Annotated in this window: 1 protein-coding gene; it reads right to left on the reverse strand. The window is 39.5% G+C overall.

Annotated features, from left to right (window positions below; all coding sequences use genetic code 11):
• On the reverse strand, positions 1 to 258 hold a 258-nt coding region (locus SB765_RS31305; protein WP_410932718.1), incomplete at both ends, for a F0F1 ATP synthase subunit gamma.

A 258-nucleotide genomic window follows, 5' to 3' on the forward strand; every position in this document is an offset into this window, starting at 1 on the left:
CCTCTGGGTTTGGTTCATATAAGTAATCCCACGCATGTGTAGATACTTCTTCTTCAGCTTTTGGCAAAGGGAGTAACTGATCTACTATTGGCTCTTGCTTCATGGTATTAACAAAGTTGTTATATACCAGGAATAAACGGTCAATTTTACCTTCAGAGAATGCATCAAGCATTATTTTTACCGGACCAATTACGTCCTGTACTGAAGGCTTATCTCCAAGACCTGCTTTTTTAGCAAGCACTTGACCACCAAAACGTT

This window comes from Pseudomonas sp. SIMBA_067, from assembly GCF_046534675.1.
Classification (GTDB): Bacteria; Pseudomonadota; Gammaproteobacteria; order Pseudomonadales; family Pseudomonadaceae; genus Aquipseudomonas; species Aquipseudomonas putida.